Raw genomic sequence first — 17,485 nt, 5'->3', positions numbered from 1 at the left:
ATGACATCAAGTTATACCGTCATCCGTGGGGGCCTGGTGCTGGCCCACGCCCAAGCCAAGGCCGAACCTCTGGACATTCTGATCAAGAATGGCGAGATCGAAGCCATGGGTCCGCCCGGCCTGCCCGCGCCGTCTGAAGCCACGGTGGTGCAAGCGGATGACCAATTGCTGCACCCCGGCCTGATCAACGCCCACACCCACGGCCACGGCACCTATGCCAAAGCCATGGGGGATCGCTGGTCGCTGGAGCTTTTATTGACGGCTGGCCCCTGGATCAATGGCGACCGCCATCTGGAAGACAAATACCTGAGCACTCAGTTGAACGCGGCAGAAATGCTGCTCAAAGGCTGTACCGCCAGCTACGACCTGTACTCCGAAGTCCCGGTCCCGACGGCGGAAGGCATGAACACGGTTGCCCAGGCCTATGTGGATGCTGGCATGCGAGCCACGGTAGCGCCCATGATGGCGGACCTATCCTTTTACCAGTCCGTCCCCGGCCTGATCGAAGCCCTACCGGAAGAGCTGCAAAAGTTTGTGGCCCAACTGGCACCGCAATCGTTCCGGGCTACGCTCTCGGGCCTGACGGACTTTCTGGATCAGCAGCGCAACCCCGACCGCATTCGCGTGGCCTTGGCCCCGACCATTCCCATGCTGTGCTCGGACGAGTTCCTGCAAACCTGCGGTGAAATCAGCGCGGAGCGCAATATCGGCCTGCACAGCCACGTTGGCGAGTCCTATGTGCAAGCCCTGACCGGCATGAAACGCTATGGCACCACCATTGTTCAGCATCTGGACAAGCTGGGCCTGATCTCGCCCCGTTTCACCCTGGCACACGCCATCTGGCTGGACGAGCGCGACCTGGACATTCTGGCCGAACGCGGTGCCATGGTGGCCCACAACCCCGGCAGCAATATGCGTTTAGGCAATGGAATTGCCGATGTGAACTCCATGCTGGAACGCGGCATTACCGTGGGCCTGGGCACGGACGGCTCCAATAGTGGCGATAACCAGAATATGTACGAGGCCATGCGTCTAGCCTCCTTCTCGTCCAAGGTGCGCGGCCCGGATACAGAACGCTGGGTCACAACCGAACAAGCGCTGTACGCCGCCACCGAAGGCAGCGCCCGCTGCCTGGGCATGGGCGAGCAGTTGGGACGTCTGGAACCAGGTCGAAAGGCCGACATCGTGTTTCTGGATCTGGCCCATATCAACTGGATTCCGCATAACAACACGGTCAATCAGCTGGTGCATCTGGAAGACGGGCTGGCGCTGCGCCATGTGATGGTCGACGGCCAGTTTGCCGTGCGCGACCGACAGTTAACACAAGTGAATATGCCTCGCCTGCGCCAACAAGTGGAGCAGGCCCAGGAACGCATCACACGCAATACCTACGACAAGCGCCACATCACGGAAAAACTGGCCAAAGCCGTAGGTTCGTTCTGCCTGTGCCTGGGCCACGACCGCTATCACGTGCAGCGCTGGGCGCACTCCAAGCAAGACTTAACATGACGTTATGTTTTACCGATAAATAGGCATACGACATTCATGACTGGATTTGATTCAATCATGGAAACGAACACGATTGCGGGCACGCGAGATGCGCGGGTCCGAGCCATCCAAGGAGGAAGATAATGAGCGACTTTGATCTGGTAGTACGAGGAAATATTGTTGAACGCGACCGCATCATCACTGACGGCTGGGTGGCCGTCCGCGAAGGCCGAGTAGCAGCCCGCGGTGTTGGCGCGGCTCCTTCGGCCCGTGAACATGTGGATGCGCGTGGCATGTGGGTCATGCCCGGCGTGCTGGACGGTCAGGTGCACTCTGGTAGCCAGGCCAATCAGGAAGGTCTGGGTTGGGCCTCGCGTGCGGCGGCCGCCGGTGGCGTGACCACCATGGTGGAAATGCCGTACGACGATCCCGAACCCGTTGCCTCCCGCCCGCAGTTGGAAGACAAGATTGCCCGCATTGAAAGCGATTGCCACGTGGACGTGGCCTGCTACGGCACATTGAACGACCAGCACGGTCTGGAAGCAGCCGCTGGCCTGATTGAAGGCGGCGTTTGCGGTTTCAAGTTCTCTACCTTTGAAGCCAGCCCCAACCGCTTTCCGCGCGTGGAAGAAGACATCCTGATGGAAGCCTTCCGCCTGATTGCCCCCTCCGGCCTGGCCTGCGGTGTCCACAACCAGGACCAGGAACTGACACGCAAGAACATCAAGCGCATGGTCGAAGCCGGTGATACGGGTTGGGACGCCTTCTTGCGCGCTCACACCCCTTTGATCGAAAACCTGGCCACCAGTGCCATTTATGAAATCGGTGCCCAGACCGGTGCCCGCGCCCACGCCGTGCACGTATCTCTGTCGCGCGGATTTGAAATCTGCAATATGTACCGTCAGGCAGGCCACAAGGCCTCAATTGAAACCTGCGTGCAGTACCTGATGCTGAACCACGAAGAACACACCCGCCGCTTCGGTGCCAAGACCAAGCACTACCCTCCCATTCGCCCCAAGGCGGAAATGGATCTGCTCTGGACCCACATTGCCAACGACGAATGTACCTTCGTGTCCTCCGACCACGTCAGCTGGGGCCTGGAGCGCAAGCAGTTTGACAATGTGTTCCAGAACTCCTCTGGTGGTCCTGGTCTGGAAACCCTGCTGCCCGCCTTCTGGACAGGCTGCGCCGAACACGGCATTTCCCCCACTATGGTCGTCAAGCAATTGTGCTGGGGCCCTGCCCAACACTTCCTGCTGGAACACCGCAAGGGTTCGCTGAATGTGGGCGCAGACGCCGATATCGTGATCGTCAAACCCGAAACCTACCGTTTTGACCCGTCCACCAGCCTGTCCGCCGTGACCTGGAGCTCCTTCGAGGACCGCGAGTTTCAAGTGCGTGTGGAAGCCACCTATGTGCGCGGCCAACTGGCCTGGGACGGCAAAACCGTGCGTAACGCAGCGGGCGACGGTCAGTTCATCCGTCCGCACAAGGCAGGCGAATTGTCATGAGTCTGGCCATGCCCTTGTTGAATCAGGAGCGCCTGTGGCGCAGCACCCAGGAGCTGGCCGCGTTCACGCTACCCGACCAGCCCTGGACACGCCGTGCATTCTCCGATCTGTTTCTGCAATCGCGTCAGTGGCTGCTGAAACAGTTCGAAGAAGCGGGCCTGACCGTACGCATGGATGCCGCGGGCAATCTGATCGGTCGCCGCGAAGGGCGCAAGCCCGGCCTGGCACCGATTACCACCGGCTCCCACTGCGACACCGTGATGTATGGCGGACGCTACGACGGCATCATCGGCGTGCTGGCCGGGCTGGAAGTGGCCCATTGCCTGAACGAGCAGAACATCCAGCTGGACCATCCTTTTGAAGTAGTAGATTTTCTGTCTGAGGAGCCTAGCGACTATGGTGTGTCCTGCGTAGGCAGTCGCGCCATGGGCGGGGTCTTGTCCGACGCCATGCTGGCCGAACGCAATCCGCAGGGCGAAACGCTGGCGCAAGGCATTGCCCGCATCGGAGGCCGCCCCCAGGAGCTGGCCCAGGCCCGTCGTGCGCCCGGTGATACCGCCGCCTTTGTCGAGTTGCATATCGAACAAGGGCCGGTACTGGAATCGCGCAATCTGCCTATCGGTGTGGTCAGCAATATTGTGGGCATTTGCCGCCACCGCATCATCATCACAGGTCGCCCGGACCATGCAGGCACCACCCCCATGGACATACGCCGTGATGCTCTGGTCGGTGCCAGCCTGATCATCAGTGAAGTGGAGCGCAAGGCCCGCCGGGCTCTGGGGGGACCAGACTATCTGGTCGCCACCATTGGCAACCTGAACCTGACACCCAACGCTTCCAATGCTGTACCCGGAAGGGTGGAGATGATGGTGGAAGTACGCAGCGACCGCCAGGAGCTGATGCAGAACTTCACCGAGGAACTGCTGGCCCAGTTGCGCCCGGAAATCGAGGCCATGGGCCTGGGTCTGGACGCGGCGCAAGTCAGCCTGGCCAAGCCCACAGATTGCACGCCCGAGGTGATGAGCATCATCGAGCAGGCTGCCAGCGCTTTGGGATACCCGAGCATGGTCATGCCTAGCGGCGCCGGTCATGATGCGGTTTACATGGCACCCAGCGGCCCCATGGGCATGATCTTCATTCCCTGCCTGAATGGTCGCAGCCATTGCCCTGAAGAATCCATTACGTCCGAGCAGCTTCTGGACGGTACGCGGGTTCTGTATCAGACCGTTGTCATGTTGGACCAGAGCCTGGAGAGCTGACATGGACTGGTCCTGTGATCAGCTTGGCGAACGCGAACGCTATCGCTTGTTGGTCAACACCGTGTTGCCGCGCCCCATTGCCCTGGTCACGACCTGTGACCAGCAGGGGCGCGTGAACACGGCCCCGTTCAGTTTTTTCAATGTGATGGGCTCGGAGCCTGCCGTACTGGCACTGGGCCTGGAAAACGATGCGCACTCTGCCGATGGTCTGAAAGACACCACCCGCAATCTCCTGGCCACCGGCCAGTTTGTGGTGAACCTGATCAGCGCCAAGATGGCACGCGCCATGAACATCTGCGGCATTGCTTACCCGACCGGTCAGGCCGAGCACCTGCAGGCGGGCCTGGATCTGGCCCCCAGCGTGCAAGTGCAGCCGCCCCGTATCGCCCAATGCCCAGTGCAGTTTGAATGCCGCTTGCACACCGCGCTGGACCTGGGCCCGCTACGCCATATCGTCATTGGCGAAATCCTGCATTTGCACTGCGACGACGCCATCCTGACACCTGAAGGGCGCATTGATATCGATGCTTACGACCCAATCGGACGCATGCATGGTTCTGACTGGTATGTCGGCCTGCAAGGCCGCTTTCAGTCAGAAAAACTAAGCCACCAAAACGGGCTACCGCCCACCCAAACATAAAAACATCATGAACCGTCGCCCTCATATCTACGTTCTGAACCCCAATTCCAGCCAGATCGTAACGGATGGCCTGGACCGTGCTGTCCAGCCTCTGCGTCTGGCCAATGGCCCGGCCATCTCCTGCCTGCGCCTGCCCCAAGGCCCGGCGGGTGTACAAAGCCAAACCGATATTGACACCCTGATCCCTCACTTGCGCGCCCAGGCCCTGAGCGTCAAGGAAGACGCCGCTGCTTATGTGGTGGCCTGCTTTAGCGACCCCGGCCTGTACACCTTGCGCGAAGCGGTGGATGTGCCTGTATTGGGCATTGCCGAAACCGGCGTGCTGACCGCCTTGTCACTGGGTCAGCGTTTTGGGGTGCTGTCCATTTTGCAGGCCTCTATCCCGCGTCACCTGCGCTACTTTGGTGCAATGGGGGTGACTGATCGCCTGGCCGCCGACCTGGCTATCAATATGGGCGTGTCGGAGCTGGCTGACGAGAAAAAAGCCCTGCAACGTCTGACAGAAGTCGGCCAGCGCCTGCGCGATGAGCACGGTTCTGATGTGGTGGTGCTGGGTTGCGCTGGCATGGCCAATCAGCGCGAGGCGCTGGAACAGGCTTTGGGCATTGCCGTCGTGGAGCCCACGCAGGCCACCGTTGCGGTGGCCTTGGGCCGTTGCTTATTAGGCTGGTAAGCCTTGATGAGCACCACACTGCAAACCGACTGCCTGGCGACGGCACAACGTCTGCTCCAGGCCCGCCAAGAACACCGTCCCATCGAAGACTGGCCCGACGCGCTGCGACCTGTGTCTTTTGATCAGGCCTATCGCGTCCAGGCCGTGCAAATGGAAACCCTGGGCCCCATAGGAGGCTGGAAAGTCGGCGCGGCCAATAGCGTGGCCCCGCCCACCTGCGCCCCCCTGCCCCAGCGTTCTCGTTACGCCAGCCCGGATGTACCATCCGGCAAGGAGCTGTCCTTGCGCGGCATAGAAGTGGAAATCGGCCTGATTCTGGGACAAGACGTGCCACCCGGCCAGGCACCGTATTCCATGGAACAAATCTGGCAGGCGGTCAGCCAGATCTGTGTAGCCGTCGAAATTGTGGAATCCCGCTTTGCGCAGCGTGACTCCGTAGGCCGTCTATCCACCCTGGCCGATCTGGCTAGCCACGGTGCGCTGGTCTATCAGCCGCAAGGTGTCGCCGCGCAGGATATGGCACTGCTACAACCTGCATGGGCACGCCTGCAAGTGGGGCAGCAACCCTTGCTGCAAGGCCCGAACCAGAACCCGGCGGGTGAGCTGACGCGACTGCTCATCTGGCTGGCTAATCAAGGCAGCCACCACCTTGGCGGGCTGCAAAAAGGGCAGGTCATCATTACGGGCACCTGTTTACCCATGCTGTATGCCGCCCCCGGCGACCGGATTCAGGCTGCCATTCAGGGGATCGGCGAGCTGAACTTTATCTGCGCTTAAGATCACATCGCCAGCGTCCGAAACGGCGCTGGTTTTGCCCGACAGAGCCTCTCATCAGGCAGCACAAGCTCTGCACTGCTGTTCCAAGAAATGCCGCGTGCAAAGCCGATTTGCCAATAGTGGCTGACCTTGGGAGACAAAGACCAGTCGGGTTCAAAAAAACTCATCCAACAGGCAGAAGAAAGCGATGCGCTCGGCATCCATTTCCACGCCGTACAAAGCAAAGAAAGGCGCTAGCCACTCCTTGCCCAAATTGCGCTCTATGCTGCGCGCCGTCAGCGCCAGATCCTGATAACGATCTGCCACGCCCAAACGTCCGCAGTCGATAAAACCGCTGAACTGCCCTTGATGCACCATGAAGTTGGGCAAGCAGGCATCGCCATGGGTGACCACCAGATCTTCTTGTCCTGGGCGGCTGGCATATAGCTCGTCCAGCAGGCTTTGAACCGGCATGCCCTGACGCTCATCGTCAAAGTCTTCTTCATCAATCAGGCCGGCTTTCGCCCTGGCACGTGCATCGGCCAACCGATGCTCCAGGCGATGATCGAAGGGGCAGGCTTCAAGTGGCAAGCGGTGCAGGCCTTGCAAGGACGAAGCCAGTAACTCCACGGTTTGCTGGGGAGACAAGCCCTCTGTGCAGGCCAGATCGCGCCCAGGAACAGCACTCATCAGCAGCCAATGGCGGCCCTGCGCCAACAAGGTATCCAGCACCTCTGGGCAAGGCAGACCTTGCGTATGCATCCAGCGCAAGCGCTCAATTTCATCGGGCAGCTCGGCCAAAGGCAGATCGTCTTCTGCCTTCACAAACTGGCAGGAGCCATCCGGCCAGTCCAGACGCCAGACATCAGCCCCGGACTCCCCAATGGTTTGACGTTGTACCTTGGCGGCAGCCAGTCGGGTTTGCCAGGCAAGAGGAAAACTCATACTTAAAAACCTTGCTGAAAACAGTCGATAAAAACGGAGGGAGGGATCAAGCCAAACGAATCAAACCGTGATGCCCATCAGACCTGATACTGCAGGTGAATCAGCGGGTATGGCTTGCCCTGATCATCCACGGGCAAGCGTCCAATACGCTTGAAGCCCATTTTTTCGTAAAAGCCCACCGCTTGCTCATTCTGTTCATTCACATCGGTAGTCATGCTGGGATGCAGGCTCAAGCCATGCAGCACCAAAGCCTTGCCTACGCCCGTTCCCCGGCTGTCCGGGTCCACAAACAAGGCCTGCATATGGCCCTGCTCAAGCAGCATGAAAGCCAGCGGGTAATCCGTCTCATCCACCGCCAACCATAAACTGGCCTGGGGCAGAAAACCGCAGACCATGGCATCAATTTCCTGACGATCCTGCACGGATAAAAAATCGTGCGTGGCATCCACGGCCTTGCGCCAGATTTCAACCGCACGTTGCCCGTCCTCCGGGCGCGAATGACGAATCCTCATGGGGCGCATCCTGTGTGTAAAGTGTTAGCTGGCAAGCAGGACACTGATGTCAGCGGTAGGTACGTCAAGGCTGCAGCCGGGACAAGAACACCGGCCAGGCTCAAGACAACAGTCCCTGCGATGCAAAAATCTTTTGATAAATATTCCGCACTACTGCCTGCTTTCGCTGGTTGTAATCCCGCACACTGCCAGCCCCTTCTTTAGCCTGCATTTTGGCCTGAGCATAGCGCTGCAAATCCTCGGGATGCGTACCCAGCCAGTCCCGAAACAGGATATGGCGAATATGTTCAGGGCAATCCGGGCCGAACACATGCAGATTCACACGCGGCTCTTCCTGACGCAGCATGCGGTGCTGATACCAGGAGCGCTCACGTATGCTCAACTCATAACCCAAGGCGTTCAACGCAGGAACATAGTCCTCTTCCTGCTCCGGGTCGGCCACCAGCACATCAATATCAATCACAGGCTTGGCAGGCAGACCGAGCACCGCGGTCGAGCCCACATGCGCAATAGTCAGGGCCTTATTGCCCAGGGCCGCCTGAATTTCCTGACTCAAGCGCTGATACAGCACCGGCCAGTTCGCGTCGTAGTCCTGAACCTCGATCAGCTCTGCTTTAGGCTCGCCTGCCACCCAGGGGTTCTCATTGGGGTCGCCATCCTCGAAGGTGGTGATTCTATCCAGTGCCCGTACAGGCACATTTTTGTTCTGATTATTCAAACAACTTCTCCTTGATACGACAGACCTTGCACCCTCAGCCTTGTGAGCCGGACAGAATCGGCCGGGTTTCCAGAAAAAATAAATGTCGCAAATGCTGTTCGGCCTGGGCAGGGCTCAGATCCGTAAAATCGGTCAACAGCATATTGGCCAAGCCGTCATACATCGCAGATAAGCGCAGTGCCGTGCCCTGGGCATCGGGTACCTGCCAAAAACCTTGCTCCGTGCCCCGACTCAGGTAAGAGGCCAGTTGTTCCAGCATTCTTTTATGCACGCGGGTGGTCACCACGGCCAGGGCTGCATCGGTTTTGGCCAGATCAGTGGCATCAATCCACAAAAACCAATAGATGCGATTGCGCTCTTCAAAGGCCGTCTTCAGGTAATCCTCCATCAGAACCCGAGGGTCTGCAGATTGCGCAGCCTCCCATTCCATGAGCTGATCGAAGATCTCGCCCCAAGCCTCGGCCCGCAATTCGGACCAGCGAAAGTAATGGTTCAACAGTCCACGGCCCACACCAGCCCGTTCGGTCACCATGCGAGTGGTGGCGGCACGAACACCAACTTCCATCAGGACCTCAACCGCGGCCTGTCGAATTCGTGTGGCACTGTCTTCTTTTTCACTCATCACCTTCCCTCCCTATTGACACATTGAGCAAGCGCTCAATATTATGGCATTGAACAAGCGCTCAATCAATAAACATCTATGTCTACGGCTTCTCGAAACTCCTCCATCGACCTGATTCGCACCGCTGCCCTGATCGGTATTTGTGTGGTGAACCTGCCCTATCTGGCACTGAGCGACAGTGGCCCGACAGCCACATCCTCCTCCTATGACCACATGGCTGCCTTCCTGATCGAATTTCTGTTTCAGGGCAAATTCTTCCTGCTGTTCTCGCTGATTTTTGGCTGGGGTATAGAAATCCAGGCACGCTCTGCCGAACGTGCTGGCGTCCCCCTCAGCAGCCGCTACTTCCGCCGCATGTTCGGCCTGGCCGTGCTGGGTTGCTTGCACGCGACGCTGGTTTTTACCGGCGATATCCTGCTGCTTTACTCGGTGCTGGGTGTGCTGATCTGGCCGCTACGCAAGCTCTCCCCGCGCGGCTTGATCAAGGTGGCGTTGTTGATGGTGCTGGTAGAAATTGTCAGCCTGGCACTGATCGCTTATCTGCTGGCCGGTAGCGAAGACATGGCCCCGGTGTACTCCTTGGGCGGTGCCTTCTCCGAGGCAACGCTGGCACGCATCAGCGAATGGCCGGAGTCCTTTGTTTTCCTGTTTCTGTACCAGGGTCCACTGGCCTTTGGAGCCATGCTGATGGGTTTGGCCGCGGCTAAAAGCAACTTTTTTGAAGCTCATAGCGCCGGACAACAAAAGCTGGGGCGCGCCCTGCCCTGGCTCCTGCCATTGGCTTTGGCGATCAACTTCTTTAGCGCCTCCGTGACCAACGAAGAAAACCTGATGGGGCTGACGGGTCTGTTCAGCATCGCCATCGGCGCGCCCTTGCTAGCAACGGTGTATCTGTACCTGCTGCTGCGTTGCGGACAATGGCTCAGCTTGCCCAATGTACTGATTGAGGCGGGCCGCAATTCACTGAGCGCCTATGTCAGCCAAGGCATTCTGGCGGGTCTGATTTTCAGCAGCTATGGCCTGGATCTGTTTGACTCCTTTGGCAATGCAGCACTGCTATTGATCTCCATTGGCCTGGCTTTGCTGGCCATGAGCCTGACAGGCCTGATCGCCCAGCGCTGGGGACGTGGCCCACTGGAGGCGGTTCTACGACGCATCACCTACGGGTCCAAACACGCCTGAACCGAGCGCCTTTTAGCTGAACATGAAACCTTGAATTCATATGAGTGAACAAACCGTTTCCAAAGACGCCACCGTCTCTTTTCGTCGCATCAACTCGCAAACCGTCTACGAGGTATGTGAGCTAAGCGAGACCCTGTCTCCCGCACAGCGCAGCATGATTGCCGACAATGGCACCTCCATTGCAGAGGCGCACTTTTCCGAGAATGCCTGGTTCCGTGCCATCTACGCCGATGACACCCTGGTGGGCTTTATCATGCTGCATATCGGTGCCGACCACGACGAAGGCATTCTGTATCCTGGTGCCTTTTTATGGCGTTTCATGATTGCAGCCCCCTTCCAAAACCTGGGTTTCGGGTGCAAAGCAATTGCACTGCTGATCCATGATCTGAAGTACCAGGGCTACAAGGAAATTAGGCTAGGCTATAGCCGAGGTGAAGGCAGCCCGGAAGCGTTCTACTCGAAACTGGGTTTTGAGCTGACAGGCGGCACCTATGGGGAGCACGAGCTGGAAGCCGTGCTGAAATTTGCTTGATAGCCAAATGGGCAAGGTGCTGAACGACGGCCTTCGCAAACCGTGTGCAGCCCTTGTGCAAACCGCATCCTAATCACCAGATAGGCTTAGCGCTGCCCGAACAAATCCGAAATGGCCGTGCGCAACCAGCGCACGCCTTCGTCCTGTCGACTGCGCTCATGCCAATGTACGCGCACATCAAAGCTGGGCAGAGCCAGCGGCGTAGGCACAATGCACAAGGCGGCAGGGTCCTGGAAAGACAGGACGGCCACATTGGGCACGGTCAGCAAATAATTACTGTTAACCAGAATCTGCTCCGCAGCCAGATAGTGGGGAATCGTCAGGCTGATATTGCGCCGCATATCCAGGGAGCGCAGGGCGTTTTCCACCAGAGAATGCCCGCTGCTGGTGGCATCAATGGCCAGATGATCAGCCGCCACAAAGGCTTCCAGATCCAGCTCATTTCTGGCCAGGGGATGGCCTTTGCGCATGGCTGTCACATAACGCTCGTGGCGGAACACGCGCGAATGCACTCGCCCTTTAATCATGGGCAAAGAGCCAATCGCCAGATCAATCTCGCCCGAACTCAAACCGCTTTCCAGCGATTCCCAGCCCAGATTCTTGATGACCAGACGAATACCCGGCGCGTGTTTGGCGACAAAATTGTTCAGCCCCGGCAAAAAAACCAGTTGGCCGATATCCGTCATATGGACCTTGAAAACACGCGTAGACTGAGCAGGATTGAAGCCTTGGGTTTGCGTCAAGGCAATGCCCACTTCTTCCAGCAACGGTTGCAGTTTTTCGCGCAGTGCAATGGCGATCTGCGTGGGTGCCACACCATAGCGCGCCCGTACAAACAAAGGATCACCCAGCGCCTGTCGCCAACGTTGCACCATCAGGGAAATAGCCGACTGGCTGATCCCGATACGCAGCGCGGCCTGACTCAGGTTCTGACATTCACAGATCAGGCAGAAAGCATGCAGCTCGGCCAGCGTCCAGTTATATGTTTTGTAAATATCAGATAGCACGCTGACACCACCTCAAGTCGTTTTTTGCTCTCTATTATGTGTGTTGGAAATAGTACAACGACAAGATAAATTGCCACTACGTCCCAACAAAACCAGGAGGAAAGCCCCATGAGTAAAAATGAAATCACGTGGTCCAACGGTCAATGGAATAGCACCAGCGCACCTTTGATTGGCGCGACCGACCATGCGTTCTGGATGGCCACCACGGTCTTTGACGGTGCCCGTTCTATTCAAGGCCATACTCCGGATCTGGACCTGCACTGCGAGCGCTTGAACCGTTCTGCCCTCACCCTGGGCATGGAGCCGGTGATGACGCCGCAGCAAACCGTGGACCTGGTGCGCGAGGGCCTGAAAAAGCTGCCTCACACTACGGACTACTACATCAAGCTACTGTATTTCGCACCCGGCGGCTTCTTGTTGCCCGACCCGGCCACCACCCAACTGGCCATTCATATTTTTGAATCCCCACTGCCTGCTGACAGCGGCTTTAGCGCGACCTTCAGCGAATTCCTGCGCCCTGATCCGTCCATGGCTCCTACCGATGCCAAAGCCTCCTGCCTGTATCCCAACACCCAGCGTATTTTGCGTGATGCCAGCGCACGCGGTTTTGACAACGCCATCGTGCTGGACTCCAAGGGCAAAGTGGCCGAGTTTGCTGTTGCCAACCTGTGGATTGTGCGTGACGGCGTCGCCCTGACCCCGGCGCTGAACGGCACCTTCCTGAACGGCATTACCCGCCAGCGTGTCATGCAGCTGCTGCGCGACGACGGAATTGAAGTACGTGAAGCCAGCCTGACACCACAAGACGTACTGGATGCCGATGAAGTATTTAGCACCGGCAATAACGGCAAGGTCCTGCACTGCAATCGCATTGACGATCGCCACTACGCCCACGGCCCGATTGAAACCCGTGCTCACGAGCTGTACATGGCCTATACCAAGCGCAACTAAGTCTCAGAAAGTAGCCAACAGCATGGTTGGAAATGGGCCATGTGCCCAATAGAAAAACGGCTCATTATTGAGCCGTTTTTGTTTTTACATCTCGGCAGAAATCGAACTATCGCCCTGCCCCAAATCGGGTGTTTGAGCCCCCTCTGCCTGCGCTTGCGCCTGCTTCATCTGATTGAGCAAGCTATGCAGCATCTCTGTAGACAGACCGTGCAGCACCAAGCGGTAGCCTGCTCGCAAGGTCGACATGGGCACCAAGGGGTGACCATTGTTCACCAGAATCAAATGCTCGGGTGCCTGCAAAATCTTGGCCGCGTAAATCCCGATAGTCTCGTCCAGCTGCAGGGAATTGGCCGCACGCCAGAAGTCGTTATCAGTCAGCAGCAACTGGTACAGGGGTGTGAACAGTTCGATGGCACTTTGCAGATCCATCTTGTTCAGCGGGCCTTGCGGCATATCGTCCAGCGCCAAAGGCACGGGCTGGATCATGGAGAAATCCACGCGTTCCGGCGGGCCGATTTCCTGATTATTGTCCCGCAAGGTCTGATTGAGCCGGATCACGAAATTGAACAGATTCAAATCGTGCTTCACAAAGGTGTGATCGCGCAATTCGTCGATGTTCATGGGGGTGAGCGGCGTAGTCGGCACCTGGGTGGGCGAATTGGCCGCGATAAAGGCCAGCACCTGTGATCCCAAATGGAAGTGACGCAGAATCAACCAGTTGGCCTGTGGCGAGACAAAGCGCTTCAAGCCCCAGACCAGAATGCGATGCAACAGCCCCGAATGCGACCATTTACGCGGCAAAAAGGTTTTAACGACCTGAATCACGATAATCATCAGGCGCGCCAATGGCCGCAGGAATGGCAGCAGATACTGGCGTGACGACGAACTGGAGTCGGCCAGCCAAGCCTGCTTCACTTCATCCGGCAGGGGCGTGCTGCGATCCAGATACAAGGCCCGCCAAGGATTGGGGTCCTGCGGGTCGTGCGGCTTGCTTAAAAAATCCGGGATTTGATCCATGACTTAAAACTCTTTCGCGTATTGGAACTGCATCAGGTACAGGGCGGCGGTACGACGCGCGGTTTCAATAATAATCTGCTCGGCGCGGCCTGTTTCATCACAATCCAGAGCCAGTTCAACGGCCACCAGCCAGCGGGCCAGGTGATGCTCGTCGTTCATGCCATGGTAGTGCAGGAAACGGTACATATTCGGTTCGAGCGACAGCGAGGATTTCAGTAGCGGTAACAAGGCAGGAACAATGCGCTGGCCGGTGCCCTCAATAATGTAAATCGCACCCAGCAAACCAATCGGGTCCTGGCTGGCCGCCAGGGCATGCAAGTAAGCGTTCAGCGCCTGACCGCCGGGATTACGGCTCAGCTGCTCGATCTCGGTCGCGGTGCCACCGGCATGCTGATAGTCCTCGAACAGAATCTTGAAGTCGTCCTGTTCTTCGCCGGCGTGCAAGCGAATCAGCTCGGCTAACGGAGCATAGGTGGGCGACAGGGAATCGCACGCTTCGCGCATCCACTTGGCGCCTTCACGTACCTGGGGAATCCAGTCTGCCATCCACTTTTGATAATCCTGCATGCGGATCGAACCGTCGTGCAGGCTGCGCAGCAAGGGCGTACGCCACACTTGGGAGCGATAGTCGTGCCAGATGGGCGCCAATTGCGTCAGCAGATCGCGCAAACCTTGCGGGGCTGTGGCCGGGTCATGCGGAGGGGCAATATCCACCTGATCCACCGAGGCCGGAGCCGACTGTTTGGCAGACGGGTAAGACACAGCCGGGGCTGGTGCATCGCAGGCTTCTACTTCCAGCAGCATGTAGGCCGTCATGAAGCGGCCTGACTCGGGCACGTAGCACAGGATTTGCTCGCCGGGCGTCAAGGTCCGGTCGCGCATGAACTCGGCCAGCATGATCAGAATGGACGCTGCGCCCGTATTGCCGCGCCAGCGCAGATTGCTGTACCAGCGCTCGGCAGGAATGCCCAGGCCAGCCTGTTCCAGCAAATCTGCCACCACGGGGATGAATTTTTCGGAGGAGTAATGGCACAGGAAATGGCTGATGCGCTCGGGGTCTACCCAACCATCACGCACCAGTTTTACGTATTCGTGTATGCCGATGTCGAACAGATGCGGCAGCAGGCGAATGTCCTGGCGCAGGGACAAGGCACCATCTTGCTCGGCCTCGGCCCAGGAGTCGTAATCCAGATGGCTGCGAGTGGAATCACGCGTTGCTCCCAGCTGCATGCAAACCGGGTAATCACCCGAGAAGGATTTTTGATGAATCCAGCGCAGGCGCAGGCGGACGCCGGGCTGCGTTGTGGGCAGAACCTGATCTTGATGACTTAACAAGGCCGCGCCCGCACCATCGGACAACATCCAGCGCAGGAAGTGTGAGTCAAAGTCTGCCTGATAGCCTTGCGAGGCAAAGCGCGATCGGCGGAACAAGCGCGATGGCATTTCACTGGCCACGGCCATGCCGTGACGGTGCGCACCCAGCTCGATCCCCTGGGCAACGGCCTGCAAGGCGGTCACGCCAGCGGCGCAAATTCCGTGGACCGAATGCACCTCCAGTGGAGGAGCGGCCAACTCACCTTGAATGGCATTGGCAAAGCCGGGCATCAACAAATCCCCGCCTGAGGAGCCGCTGGCCAGCAAGCTCACGTCAGCCATGCTCAAACCCGCCTGCTCCAGGCACGCACGCACGGCATTGGCGGCCATGGCCGTATTGCTCCAGCGCGTGCTGCCATCTTCACCAATGGCGTAGTAGCGCTGCTGAATACCGTTCTCGGCCAGAATGCGTTGCTTGATGCGCCCCGAAATACGGTTCAAAGGGGCAATAAAGTTATCCATTGCGGTGTTATCGACCGGCTCTCCGGGCATAAACCACTGGGCCTGATGGATAACAACGTGCTCAAAGGCCACGGGCATAGAAATACTCCTGATTACACGGAATCACGCCGACGCTCCGTCTGGCCCACGGCGTTCAAGGATTGACTGCGGTAGCGGGGCACAAATAGGCCCAGCACAAAAACACGCAGCATATAAGGCACCAGCCCCCCTTCGTTCAAGGCGTCCGGGGTGCGGGCTCGGTATTCGGTGTCGTGCAGCCGGGTCAGCTCGGACCAGTGCGCACGAGAATGCTCATGGTGGGCCACATGCAGGCCGATATTAAAGAGCAAGGGATTGACCAGGCCCTCGAAATTGCGGGCATAGGCCAGTTGCTCGCCATGACGGCCCTCATGACTGCCATCAGCATGGGCATGTTGCAGATAATTCGTGGTCAGCAGCCAGTGCAAACCGTGCAGCTGCGGCAGGATCACGTACAAAAAGCCTTTTACCGGGTCCAGCGCCAGGGCCAGCGCCCAGCTTCCCAGCCACACGCCGTACTGCGCCATGCAATAGGCCCAGACGCCCGGCCAATGACGGCGCAGGCTACCCAGCCAGCCAAAAATCATGGGGTACAGCGCAGGTACGGCCTCAAAAGGGTGCATCAACCAGCCCAGCGTGTCGTTGGTATCGCCCCGCCAGAAACGGTAGGTGCGGGCCACATCTTTTTCACCATGTTTGTAGCGATGGTGATTGCGCCCATGCGCAGGCCAGAACACGCAAGCGGGGTGGCCCTGTACCAAGGTCAGCCAGAAATCCGTCAAGCGATTGGGGATACGCCCCCGCCACATGCGCAGATGATGATGGTTGTGGTTGATGACGCCAACGCCCAGCGTCAGGAACAGCAGCAAGCCGTACAGAATCCAGGAGAAGCCGCCCCGCCAAAGCGCGACCACCAGCACAGGGTAGGCAATCAGGTACAGCAGGCTTTGCCAATCGCGCGGCTGACGCAAACGCCACGCAACGCTCATCCCCGCGCCTCCTCGGGGCGATCGGGCAAGCGGGTGCCAAACAGGCGATCCATAAAGCTGAATTGAAAACCGTAATTGCCGTTGTACTGCGCGTGATGGCGTTGGTGACGACGGCTGGCCGCCAGCCAATGGCGGCTGGAGACATGGGGGAAAAAGTCGTAATTGGAGTGGCCGATACTGTTGAAAAACAGGCTGAACAAGGGCACGGACAAAAGCGACCAGAAACTGAAGTCATGCACGACCATGGGCAGCAAAATCACATTGCCCAGCATGATCGACTCCAGCGGGTGGAAACTGTAGGTGGAGAACGGCGTCACCACAACGGAAGAATGGTGCGGGCCGTGATAACGGCGCAACCAGCGGGTATGCAAGAGACGGTGATTGATCCAGAAATGCACGTCGTTCCAGATCACCAGAGCCAGAATTTCCAGAACAATACGGGTCGCGCTGGCATCAGGCGTCAAATGCGCCCAGCCTAGCTGCAAAAAACCCCAGGGAAAAATCATGCCGGTGCCAAAAATCAGAATGGCCGTGCCGGATTGCTTCAGTTCCCGGCGCAGTTGGCCTGGGCGCAAGGGGCGCGTGTCCAGGGGGCGTCCCCAACCCAAGGCAGGTAAAAGCCAATGTGTCAGCGCCAAGGTGCCCAGTGCAAACAGCACGTAAATGCCGCCGAAGAACAATAAGCCCACGCCCATTACCTGCCAGACGCTCAAGGCCTGAAAAGCCTGCCCCATTCCACTCTCTACGTAACAAAGTGCGCTAATGCTAGCGCGGTCAGGAAGATTACGTTTGTTAATTTGGTTACTAATTGCTCACATTCGTCCAGCCC

General features: G+C 58.2%; 18 protein-coding genes. 9 read left to right on the top strand and 9 right to left on the bottom strand.

Annotated features, from left to right (window positions below):
* The 6 genes from ACU6HM_RS07215 to ACU6HM_RS07190 all read left to right on the top strand — a co-directional run bounded on the left by ACU6HM_RS07215 (position 1) and on the right by ACU6HM_RS07190 (position 6,348).
* Positions 1 to 1,509, top strand: coding sequence for an amidohydrolase family protein (locus tag ACU6HM_RS07215; RefSeq protein ID WP_324577269.1), 1,509 nt, complete (start codon positions 1 to 3; stop codon positions 1,507 to 1,509).
* Positions 1,510 to 1,631: 122 nt separating this feature from the next.
* Positions 1,632 to 2,999: a dihydroorotase gene (locus tag ACU6HM_RS07210; protein WP_009462747.1), complete on the top strand. Its 1,368-nt coding sequence runs from the start codon at positions 1,632 to 1,634 to the stop codon at positions 2,997 to 2,999.
* Positions 2,996 to 4,258, top strand: a complete 1,263-nt coding sequence (locus ACU6HM_RS07205; RefSeq protein WP_446763587.1) for an allantoate amidohydrolase — start codon at positions 2,996 to 2,998, stop codon at positions 4,256 to 4,258. The genes ACU6HM_RS07210 and ACU6HM_RS07205 overlap by 4 nt, the downstream gene beginning before the upstream one ends.
* Position 4,259: 1 nt before the next feature.
* Positions 4,260 to 4,898 (top strand): flavin reductase family protein, encoded by a 639-nt coding sequence (locus ACU6HM_RS07200; protein WP_009462751.1) that lies wholly within the window; start codon positions 4,260 to 4,262, stop codon positions 4,896 to 4,898.
* A gap of 7 nt (positions 4,899 to 4,905) precedes the next feature.
* Positions 4,906 to 5,571 (top strand): aspartate/glutamate racemase family protein, encoded by a 666-nt coding sequence (locus tag ACU6HM_RS07195; protein ID WP_446763586.1) that lies wholly within the window; start codon positions 4,906 to 4,908, stop codon positions 5,569 to 5,571.
* 6 nt (positions 5,572 to 5,577) lie between these two features.
* Complete coding sequence (locus tag ACU6HM_RS07190; RefSeq protein WP_446763585.1) at positions 5,578 to 6,348, top strand: 2-keto-4-pentenoate hydratase; 771 nt, start codon at positions 5,578 to 5,580, stop codon at positions 6,346 to 6,348.
* Between the two features lie 153 nt (positions 6,349 to 6,501).
* Here ACU6HM_RS07190 and ACU6HM_RS07185 read toward each other — a convergent pair whose 3' ends face one another.
* From ACU6HM_RS07185 to ACU6HM_RS07170, 4 genes are all read right to left on the bottom strand, one after another.
* Positions 6,502 to 7,272 (bottom strand): APH(3')-II family aminoglycoside O-phosphotransferase, encoded by a 771-nt coding sequence (locus ACU6HM_RS07185; protein ID WP_250756617.1) that lies wholly within the window; start codon positions 7,270 to 7,272, stop codon positions 6,502 to 6,504.
* A gap of 77 nt (positions 7,273 to 7,349) precedes the next feature.
* Positions 7,350 to 7,784: an acetyltransferase gene (locus tag ACU6HM_RS07180; RefSeq protein ID WP_446763584.1), complete on the bottom strand. Its 435-nt coding sequence runs from the start codon at positions 7,782 to 7,784 to the stop codon at positions 7,350 to 7,352.
* 100 nt (positions 7,785 to 7,884) lie between these two features.
* On the bottom strand, positions 7,885 to 8,502 hold the full coding sequence (locus tag ACU6HM_RS07175) for a GrpB family protein (RefSeq protein WP_324577276.1): 618 nt from the start codon (positions 8,500 to 8,502) through the stop codon (positions 7,885 to 7,887).
* A gap of 34 nt (positions 8,503 to 8,536) precedes the next feature.
* Complete coding sequence (locus ACU6HM_RS07170; RefSeq protein WP_009462761.1) at positions 8,537 to 9,124, bottom strand: TetR/AcrR family transcriptional regulator; 588 nt, start codon at positions 9,122 to 9,124, stop codon at positions 8,537 to 8,539.
* A 78-nt stretch (positions 9,125 to 9,202) separates the two neighbouring features.
* On the opposite strand from ACU6HM_RS07170, the gene ACU6HM_RS07165 reads away from it, so the two are divergent.
* Together ACU6HM_RS07165 and ACU6HM_RS07160 are read left to right on the top strand one after the other, a co-directional pair.
* Positions 9,203 to 10,306 carry a DUF418 domain-containing protein gene (locus tag ACU6HM_RS07165; protein WP_009462763.1) on the top strand — a complete coding sequence of 368 codons (1,104 nt, stop codon included), beginning with the start codon at positions 9,203 to 9,205 and terminating at the stop codon, positions 10,304 to 10,306.
* Positions 10,307 to 10,346: 40 nt separating this feature from the next.
* Positions 10,347 to 10,838: a GNAT family N-acetyltransferase gene (locus ACU6HM_RS07160; RefSeq protein WP_009462765.1), complete on the top strand. Its 492-nt coding sequence runs from the start codon at positions 10,347 to 10,349 to the stop codon at positions 10,836 to 10,838.
* A gap of 86 nt (positions 10,839 to 10,924) precedes the next feature.
* Here the strand turns inward: ACU6HM_RS07160 and ACU6HM_RS07155 are convergent, their stop codons facing one another.
* Positions 10,925 to 11,845: a LysR family transcriptional regulator gene (locus ACU6HM_RS07155; RefSeq protein ID WP_060186133.1), complete on the bottom strand. Its 921-nt coding sequence runs from the start codon at positions 11,843 to 11,845 to the stop codon at positions 10,925 to 10,927.
* A gap of 108 nt (positions 11,846 to 11,953) precedes the next feature.
* On the opposite strand from ACU6HM_RS07155, the gene ACU6HM_RS07150 reads away from it, so the two are divergent.
* Positions 11,954 to 12,796 (top strand): branched-chain amino acid aminotransferase, encoded by an 843-nt coding sequence (locus ACU6HM_RS07150; protein ID WP_009462769.1) that lies wholly within the window; start codon positions 11,954 to 11,956, stop codon positions 12,794 to 12,796.
* 84 nt (positions 12,797 to 12,880) lie between these two features.
* Here the strand turns inward: ACU6HM_RS07150 and ACU6HM_RS07145 are convergent, their stop codons facing one another.
* Genes ACU6HM_RS07145 through ACU6HM_RS07130 form a run of 4 tightly spaced genes read right to left on the bottom strand, consistent with a single transcriptional unit; the run spans position 12,881 to position 17,390 of the window.
* Complete coding sequence (locus ACU6HM_RS07145; RefSeq protein ID WP_254500031.1) at positions 12,881 to 13,813, bottom strand: DUF6999 family protein; 933 nt, start codon at positions 13,811 to 13,813, stop codon at positions 12,881 to 12,883.
* 3 nt (positions 13,814 to 13,816) lie between these two features.
* The gene (locus ACU6HM_RS07140; RefSeq protein ID WP_250756614.1) at positions 13,817 to 15,727 is read right to left on the bottom strand and encodes a beta-ketoacyl-ACP synthase III; all 1,911 of its coding nucleotides are present in this window, start codon (positions 15,725 to 15,727) and stop codon (positions 13,817 to 13,819) included.
* A 14-nt stretch (positions 15,728 to 15,741) separates the two neighbouring features.
* On the bottom strand, positions 15,742 to 16,656 hold the full coding sequence (locus ACU6HM_RS07135) for a fatty acid desaturase (RefSeq protein WP_446763583.1): 915 nt from the start codon (positions 16,654 to 16,656) through the stop codon (positions 15,742 to 15,744).
* On the bottom strand, positions 16,653 to 17,390 hold the full coding sequence (locus ACU6HM_RS07130; RefSeq protein ID WP_026484040.1) for a sterol desaturase family protein: 738 nt from the start codon (positions 17,388 to 17,390) through the stop codon (positions 16,653 to 16,655). Before ACU6HM_RS07130 ends, ACU6HM_RS07135 begins: the two co-directional genes overlap by 4 nt.
* Positions 17,391 to 17,485 lie beyond the last annotated feature (95 nt).

Source organism: Alcaligenes sp. RM2, assembly GCF_052931795.1.
This window is presented reverse-complemented; position numbering and strand designations above follow the sequence as displayed.